The organism is Mycobacterium sp. 1245801.1, from assembly GCF_001673055.1.
Taxonomy (GTDB): Bacteria; Actinomycetota; Actinomycetes; order Mycobacteriales; family Mycobacteriaceae; genus Mycobacterium; species Mycobacterium europaeum_A.
In genome coordinates, this window is record NZ_LZKY01000191.1 from 1 (window position 1) to 7,811 (window position 7,811).

The window sequence follows — 7,811 nt, forward strand, 5'->3', positions numbered from 1 at the left end:
GGTGGGCGGCCACAGCGAACTCGACGGCCTCTCCTGGCAGCTCGAAACGACTTTGCCGGTACCGGTTTTCGTGCAATCGATGGCCCAGGTGACGATCGCGCGCCGGCGGCGCTGGCCGGCCCCACGTGGATCCCCACCGCGAGTGATACCGACCCGACGAAGGTGATGGCACCGGCCGCCAACGCGGTCATGGCCCCGGCGTAGGACAACTGCCGCTTCTGAGTGGGCGCCGGAACGGGTTCGCCGATGTGCTCGACCAGCTGGTCGTCGGTGAATTCGGTGCTTGCAGCCGCCGACAGCGCCGCGCCGCGCGCGATCGTCACCTGGGCCATCGATTGCACGAAAACCGGTACCGGCAAAGTCGTTTCGAGCTGCCAGGAGAGGCCGTCGATGTCGCTGTGGCCGCCCACCCCCCAGATCGCCGAGGCGGTGACGGCCGTCGCGCCGCTTCCGGCGGCCCCGCCGGCCAAGCCGCCGGCCCCACAAACGAAACTCCCTGCCGGCGAACCGGTTTCGGACGCCAGCGTTCCGGAGGAGCAGCCGGGCGCCGGTGGCGAACGACAGTCGGACGGCGGTAACCGACAGCCCTACCTGACCCGGGTGCTCGAGCACATACCCGGTGACACCGGCGATCCGGCGGTTGACTCGGCCCCGCGCGCAGCGACCGACCCGCAACCCTGAGCTCGCCCGACGCCGGTGACCGCGGCCCTCAGTTGCCCTGGGCGCGAACGGCGGCGAACGACAACGACACGTCGTCGGCGACCTGGACCGACCCCATCAGCAGCGAGTACGGCTTGATGCCGTAGTCGGACTGCCGGATGGTGGATTCGACTGACATCCGCCATGATTCCCCGAGGTCTTCGGTCTGCACCTCGACGACATGGTCCCGCGACACTCCCCGAATGTGCAAAGTGCCCGTCAGGCGGTAGTTATCGCCGGCGTTTTCGATGACATCCGCCGTATAGCAGATTTCGGGAAACCGGCTGGCGGACAACGACTTCAGGGCGTTGGACCGCACCAGCGCCTTCTCCGCCCCGGACAGCCCTTTGACGCCGCCGTCACCACGCAGCACCTCGAACGAATCGGTCTCGACGGTGAGCTGTGCGCTGACGGGTTGGTAGTCGGACCAGCTCACGGTGGCACGCCAGCGCGTCATCGCGATGGTAAGACGATGGCCCATCCGCGCCGCCCTGCCGCTAACGCCGGTGTGCAGCAACAACTCACCGTCAGCCGGGCCGATCGTCCACACCGCGCTTTGGTCCGAAGTCACGAATCGCCTGTGTCACATGGTCAAAACGGTGCGGTAGTGCGCCCGGCCGCCTTCCAGGGCGGCGTAGCCCTCCGCGGCTTGCGAGAGCGGCAGCTCCTCGATCCACGCTCGTACGCCCGACAAGACCGCGAAAAGCATTGTGTCCTCGACGTCTTTCGCCGTCCCGGAGGGATGGCCGACGATGCTGATGCCCGGCGTTATCAGCTGCACCGGGCTGATCGGCAGCGGTTCGGGCGTGACGCCGATGGTGACCAGTTGACCCTGGGGGAGGATGCCGCCGACCGTGTCGGCCATGGCCTTCGAATTTCCCGCGGTGGCCAGCACGACCCTTGCGCCGCCCAGGTCCTTGAGCGCTTCGGCGGGGTCGCTGGCCGTGGAGTCGATGTAGTGATGGGCGCCCAGTTTTCGGGCGTCGTCGGCTTTGCCGGTGCCGCGGTTGATCGCGATGGTCTCGAAACCCATGGCCCGGGCGAATTGCACCCCGAGGTGGCCCAGGCCGCCGACGCCGAGGATCGCCACCCGGTCGCCGGGCAGCGCGTTGGTGTGCCGCAAGGCGTTGTAGGTGGTCACGCCGGCGCATCCCATCGGGGCGGCTTCGGCGTCGGAGAGCTCGGCCGGTATGCGCGCCAGCGCGCTCACCGGCACGGTCACCGACTCCGCGTAGCCGCCGGGATACTGCCAGCTCGGCACCTTGCCGTTCTCGCAGTGAATGAACAGTCCTTTGCGGCATTGGTCGCAGCGGTAGCAACATCCGCCGAACCAGCCGACCGCGACGCGATCGCCGACTGCGAAATCCTGGACGCCGTCGCCGATTTCGGCGATCTTGCCGGCGATCTCATGCCCCGGAGTCAGCGGCCACGATATGCCGGGGAAGTCGCCGTTGACGAAGCGCGCGTCGGTCCCGCAGATGCCGCACGCGGCGACCGTCAGCCGCACCTCATCGCGACCCGGTGGCTTGGTTTCGGCGTCGACCAGCTCCAAAGCTGCACCGGCGGACGGGACATGGACGGCTCGATGATTAGGCATGTGATTAGCTTGTCACCCCTGGGCCTGATGCGCGACGGGACATTTCCGGGAGCCGTTGGTGTGGTAGTCGACCTGCCAGTGTTTGATTCCGTTGAGCCACCCCGACCGCAGCCGTTCGGGCTTGCCGACCGATTCCAGGTCGGGCATGGCATCGGCGATCGCGTTGAACATCAGGTCGATGGTCATCCGCGCCAGGTTGGCCCCAATGCAGTAGTGCGCGCCGGTGCCACCGAACCCGACGTGCGGGTTAGGGTCGCGCAGGATGTTGAAGGTGAACGGGTCCTCGAATACATCCTCGTCGAAATTGGCTGAGCGGTAGACCATTACGACGCGCTGGCCCTTCTTGATCTGCACGCCGGACAGCTCGTAGTCCTCTAGGGCGGTCCGCTGGAAGGAGGTGACCGGGGTGGCCCACCGGACGATCTCGTCGGCCGTGGTGACGGGACGCTCCCGCTTGTACAGCTCCCACTGGTCGGGGAAGTCGGTGAAGGCCATCATGCCCTGTGTGATGGAGTTGCGGGTGGTCTCGTTGCCGGCCACCGCCAGCAGGATGACGAAGAAACCGAACTCGTCGTCGGAGAGCTTGTGCCCGTCGACGTCGGCCTCGATCAACTTGGTGACGATGTCCTCGCCGGGATTCTGCGCCCGGTCGGCGGCCATCTGCATGGCGTAGGTAATCAGCTCGACCGACGCACCCATCGCGTCATTGCGGGCGAATTCCGGATCCTGGTCGCCCACCATCTCATTCGACCAGTGGAACAGCTTCATGCGGTCTTCCTGCGGCACTCCCAGCAGTCCGGCGATGGCCTGCAGCGGAAGCTCGCAGGACACCTGCTCGACGAAGTCGCCAGAACCCGCGGCGGCCGCCTTCTCGACGATCTGACGGGCGCGCTGGTTCAGGTCGTCACGCAGCAGCTCGACGGCGCGCGGTGTGAAGCCGCGGGAGATGATCTTGCGCAGGTGGGTGTGCTGCGGGGCATCCATGTTGAGCAACACGAACTTGCCGGTATCGCGCTGTTCGCGCACCGTGCCCTCTTTGTAGCGGGGGAGGGCGGTGTTCTCCAGGCTGGAGAACACGTCGCTGCGCCGCGAAATCTCTTTGACGTCCTTGTGCTTGGTCACCACCCAGAAGCCGCCGTCATCGAATCCGCCCACCCCATCGGGCTGTTCGTTCCACCAGATCGGCGCCGTCCGGCGCAGTTCGGCCAGCTCTTCCACCGGGAGCCGCTCGGCGTGAATGTCCGGGTCGGTGAAGTCGAATCCGGGAGGGAGATTGGGGACCGGCTTGGCAGTTGGCTCGACGGTTGGCATGGCCCGCTCCTCGATGACGAAGTGGTCTAGTCGTCCTTGTGCAAGGAAACCACTGCCGCACCTTGGTTGGGAAGGATTGAGGAAAGATCGTCGGCGGCGAATTGGAACGTGTTCCTCACCGGCCGTTTCGCGCCGTGTCGCGGGTGCACACCGACGATCGGACCCACAAGCCGGAACGGTCTTGTGGCCGACGGTCCGCCGGATATGCTTTGGTGCAGGTCACCGGCGACGACAGGCGGGGTAGCACATGATTCGGGAACTGCTCAGCGCCGCTTCGATAGCGGGCATCACGATCGGCCTGGCCCCGTGCGCGGCCGCCGGTTACGACGGCGACGTGCCGGGCATGAACTATCAGGCGTCGCTGGGCGCGCCGTGCGACAACTACGAGCGTTTCATCTTCGGACGGGGGCCCAGCGGCCAGGCCGAGGCTTGCCACTTCCCGCCCCCCAATCAGTTCCCCGCGGCGACCACCGGCTATTGGGTGGCCTCTTATCCGCTGTACGGAGTCCAGCAGGCGGGCGCCAAGTGCCCAGGCCCGCAGAGCGCCGCACAGTCGGACCGCGGACTTCCGATGCTGTGCCTGGGAGCCCAAGGGTGGCAAGAGGGCTGGTTCACCGGGGCAGGGTTCTTCCCACCGTCCGAGTAACGACCATGCGCGATCGTCCGGCTCAGCCTTCGATCCCACGCTGGCTACGCTTCGTGCTGGCCTCCGACCGGGCCGGCTCGGCCTGGTACATCGGGACCGGATTCTTCTTCGCGCCGGCGCTGGCGGTGCTCTCGCCCTGGCCCACCGTCACCGCCGTGCTGTGGGGTGTCATCGCGCTGGCCGGGCTCTGGCTGGGACTGCTGGGCGTCGCGATGGCCGTCGGACTGGCCCGAATTTTGCGCTCGGGGGCCGAAATTTCCGAAGACTACTGGCGCAGCCTGGTGCACTACTAGGCCCCGATAGGCGTCACCGCCCGTAGCGAAATGCCACCCGAGCCCGTCTAGAGTCGTAGCAACCGTCCTGCAACACAAGGGAGACTCGAGATGGCCTTCAACGCCAGGGATGCAGTCGACGCCGTCAGGGACATCGCGACCAACGCCGTCGAAAAAGCCTCCGACATCGTCGAACACGCCAGCGACATCATCCGCGGCGACGTCGCCGGCGGCGCCAGCGGCATCGTCGCGAATTCGATCGACATCGGCACGTACGCGGTGGACCGGACGAAGGAAGTGTTCACCGGACGCGACGAAGCCGACGAAGCCGACGAGGTCTAGGCGCACCGGCCAGGCCAGCCTCCGCGTCAGACGGAGGCGGCCTCGTTCAGTTCGTCCAGCCGGTTGGTGGCTTCCAGGTACTCCTGCACCCAGCGCTCGATGACCGTTGAGGTCTTCTCCACCTTGGTGAACTGCCCGACCACCTGGCCGACGGGGTTGAATGCCACGTCGACGGATTCGTTCGGGTACCTGTTGGTGGCCCGCACGGCCATGCCGGAGACCATGTATTGCAACGGCATTCCGAGCGGCTTCGGGTTTTCCGGTGCCTCCCACGCCTCGGTCCAGTCGTTGCGCAGCATGCGGGCCGGCTTGCCGGTGAACGACCGGCTGCGGACGGTGTCGCGGCTGCCGGCCTTGACGTACGCCTGCTGCTGAACCGGGGTGTTCGAGGACTCCTCGACCATCAGCCACTGCGATCCGGTCCATGCGCCCTGCGCGCCGAGCGCCAGTGCGGCCGCGATCTGCTCACCGCTGCCGATGCCGCCGGCGGCCAGCACCGGGACCGGGGCGACCTCCTTGACGACCTGCGGCCACAGCACGATCGAGCCCACCTCGCCGCAGTGCCCACCAGCCTCACCGCCCTGGGCGATGATGATGTCGACGCCGGCGTCGGCGTGCTTGCGAGCCTGCGAGGGGGAGCCGCACAGCGCCGCGACCTTGAGCCCGGCCTCGTGGATGTGCTTGATCATGTCGGCCGGCGGGGTGCCCAGCGCGTTGGCGATCATCTTCACCTTGGGGTGCTTGAGCGCCACCTCGACCTGGGGCGTGGCCGTCGCCTCGGTCCAGCCGAGGAGCTGCAGGCTGTCGCCGTCGCTGTCCTCGACCGGCACGCCGTGGTCGGCGAGGATCTTCTTGCCGAAGTCGAGGTGCTCCTGCGGCACCATCTTGCGCAGCGTCTCGGCAAGCTCCTCCGCGGACAGATGGGAGTCCATGCCCTCGTACTTGTTCGGGATGACGATGTCGACGCCGTAGGGGTGGTCGCCGATGTTCTCGTCGATCCAATTGAGTTCGATCTCCAGCTGCTCGGGGGTGAAGCCGACCGCACCGAGCACGCCGAACCCCCCGGCCTTACTGACCGCCACCACGACGTCGCGGCAGTGGGTGAAGGCGAAAATCGGGAACTCGATGCCGAGTTCGTCGCAGATAGGGGTGTGCATTACAACTCCTGGGAGCTCGCCGAATTGGAACGTGTTCTAGTTTAGTACGTAGCTCACTGACGTGGCCAGCGGGTCCTGACCTGCGCCTTGCGACTACGACCCGTCACCGCGGTCAGATCGCGGTGCTGTTCGCCACCCACAGGACGAGAAACGCGAGCATGCAGGCGGCGCAGAGCAGATGGTCGCGGCACACCGAGCGCGCCAGGCGCGTTTGCTCGGGCGGACTGTCCTCGCGGTGCCCGAGCTGCACCGCATCGGGAACCGTGTGCGTCAACGCCAACATGGTCGGAATGCCGGCAAGCGCGGCCGACGTCACCAGCAGCCAACCGGGATCGTGGCCCCGCGCGGCCTGCAGCACCAGCGTTCCCACCAGGGTCAGCATGACGAGTGCGATCAATCGGCTCATCGGCCGAGACGCGGTGGTCGCGCGGTGGTAATACGCCGCGATGGAAGCGAGCACGGCCTCGGGCAGTTCGGTCGTGGCCTTCCGATACCGAAGTACCTGGACGTCGAAGATCAAATCCATCCACAAGACGGCGAGCAGGAACCCGCTGCAGGCCGTGAGCAACGAGGCCATGGCACTCACCCACCTCTATCCAATCGCGCACCGCGCCGCAGCGCGGTTGCCGCTTGGACTCATTGTTCTCGGCGACGCAATAGGCGCGATGGTCCACGCTTTGACGCGTTGAACCGGCAAGCCCAAATCACTTGTGCCTCTTTTGTTTCAGTGGTTTCAGGGGAGCGCTTTTTGTCGGTGGCCCGTTCTGGCATTCGAACATGAGTTCGATAGATGACCGGGAGCAGATTCAGGCCGACGCTGACGCGTTGTGCGCTGCGGCCGCTCGTTTTCACCAGCATTCCTATGCGGCGCTGACCAACCCCGAACGCCTGGCACTGTTGGAAAAGCTCGAATGCGCAACCCGCAAGCTCCAGACGCCAAGCCACCAACTCATCAACCAGCTTGGCGAGCAAGCGGATCCGGCCGAACTGGGCGGCAAGCTGCCCTGGGTATTGGCCGACCGGCTGCACATCACCCGGGCCGAGGCCGCACGCCGCATCGCCGAGGCCGCCGATCTGGGCCCGCGCCGCACGCTGACCGGCGAGCCGCTGGCGCCGGTGCTGCCCGCCACCGCCGCGGCCCAGCAAGATGGGGCGATCGGCGCCGACCACGTGGCCGTGATCCGGCGGTTCTTCCACCACCTGCCCGAAGCCGTGGACCTCGACACCTGCGAACACGCCGAAAAGCAACTGGCCGCCACGGCCACCCAATTTCGCCCCGACCAACTCGCCACACTGGCCCGCCGCCTGATGGACTGCCTCAACCCCGACGGCACCTACACCGACGCCGACCGCGCGCGCATGCGCGGACTGGTGCTCGGCAACCAACAAACCGACGGCATGTCGCGCCTGAGCGGATGGCTGACGCCCGAAGCCCGCGCCACCCTCGAGGCGGTGCTGGCCAAACTCGCCGCCCCCGGCATGTGCAACCCCGACGACGACACACCGGTCATCGACGGCGCCCCGCCCCAAGACGCGGTGCAACGCGACACCCGCAGCACCGCCCAACGCCACCACGACGGCCTCAACGCCGCCCTACGCGCCCTGCTGGCCAGCGCAAAACTCGGCCAACACAACGGATTACCGGCCTCCATCATCCTCACCACCACACTCGAGGACCTCGAACGCAACACCGGCACAGCCCTCACCGCCGCCGGCACCCTGCTACCGATGTCCGACGTCATCCGCCTGGCCCGCCACGCCCACCACTATCTCGCCATCTTCGACAA

10 protein-coding genes and 1 pseudogene are annotated in these 7,811 nt (G+C 66.8%); 5 read left to right on the forward strand and 6 right to left on the reverse strand.

All coding sequences use genetic code 11. The features are described 5' to 3' along the window. Positions 1 to 332 (reverse strand): annotated as a pseudogene (locus tag A5622_RS30125) (hypothetical protein); the annotation flags it as partial. Between the two features lie 58 nt (positions 333 to 390). On the opposite strand from A5622_RS30125, the gene A5622_RS29650 reads away from it, so the two are divergent. Then, positions 391 to 681, forward strand: coding sequence for a hypothetical protein (locus tag A5622_RS29650; RefSeq protein ID WP_066868436.1), 291 nt, complete (start codon positions 391 to 393; stop codon positions 679 to 681). A 28-nt stretch (positions 682 to 709) separates the two neighbouring features. Here the strand turns inward: A5622_RS29650 and A5622_RS12030 are convergent, their stop codons facing one another. From A5622_RS12030 to A5622_RS12040, 3 genes are read right to left on the reverse strand one after another with little or no spacing between them, the layout of a single operon-like run. Beyond that, positions 710 to 1,270, reverse strand: a complete 561-nt coding sequence (locus tag A5622_RS12030; protein WP_066878718.1) for a YceI family protein — start codon at positions 1,268 to 1,270, stop codon at positions 710 to 712. A 12-nt stretch (positions 1,271 to 1,282) separates the two neighbouring features. Beyond that, positions 1,283 to 2,296, reverse strand: coding sequence for an alcohol dehydrogenase (locus tag A5622_RS12035; protein WP_066878720.1), 1,014 nt, complete (start codon positions 2,294 to 2,296; stop codon positions 1,283 to 1,285). Between the two features lie 12 nt (positions 2,297 to 2,308). Continuing rightward, positions 2,309 to 3,607, reverse strand: a complete 1,299-nt coding sequence (locus A5622_RS12040; RefSeq protein ID WP_066878722.1) for a cytochrome P450 — start codon at positions 3,605 to 3,607, stop codon at positions 2,309 to 2,311. 247 nt (positions 3,608 to 3,854) lie between these two features. Here A5622_RS12040 and A5622_RS12045 point away from each other — a divergent pair, with 247 nt between their 5' ends. The 3 genes from A5622_RS12045 (at position 3,855) to A5622_RS12055 (ending at position 4,867) form a co-directional block, all read left to right on the forward strand. Further along, positions 3,855 to 4,253, forward strand: coding sequence for a hypothetical protein (locus A5622_RS12045; RefSeq protein ID WP_066868428.1), 399 nt, complete (start codon positions 3,855 to 3,857; stop codon positions 4,251 to 4,253). 5 nt (positions 4,254 to 4,258) lie between these two features. After that, on the forward strand, positions 4,259 to 4,546 hold the full coding sequence (locus A5622_RS12050; protein WP_066878724.1) for a hypothetical protein: 288 nt from the start codon (positions 4,259 to 4,261) through the stop codon (positions 4,544 to 4,546). Positions 4,547 to 4,636: 90 nt separating this feature from the next. Further along, complete coding sequence (locus A5622_RS12055; protein ID WP_066868424.1) at positions 4,637 to 4,867, forward strand: hypothetical protein; 231 nt, start codon at positions 4,637 to 4,639, stop codon at positions 4,865 to 4,867. 26 nt (positions 4,868 to 4,893) lie between these two features. Here the strand turns inward: A5622_RS12055 and A5622_RS12060 are convergent, their stop codons facing one another. After that, complete coding sequence (locus tag A5622_RS12060) at positions 4,894 to 6,024, reverse strand: nitronate monooxygenase (RefSeq protein ID WP_066868422.1); 1,131 nt, start codon at positions 6,022 to 6,024, stop codon at positions 4,894 to 4,896. Between the two features lie 112 nt (positions 6,025 to 6,136). Further along, the gene (locus A5622_RS12065; RefSeq protein WP_066868420.1) at positions 6,137 to 6,601 is read right to left on the reverse strand and encodes a hypothetical protein; all 465 of its coding nucleotides are present in this window, start codon (positions 6,599 to 6,601) and stop codon (positions 6,137 to 6,139) included. Positions 6,602 to 6,801: 200 nt separating this feature from the next. Between A5622_RS12065 and A5622_RS12070 the strand changes: the two genes are divergently transcribed. Continuing rightward, the coding region (locus A5622_RS12070; RefSeq protein ID WP_066878726.1) for a 13E12 repeat family protein at positions 6,802 to 7,811 on the forward strand (1,010 nt) is incomplete at its 3' end.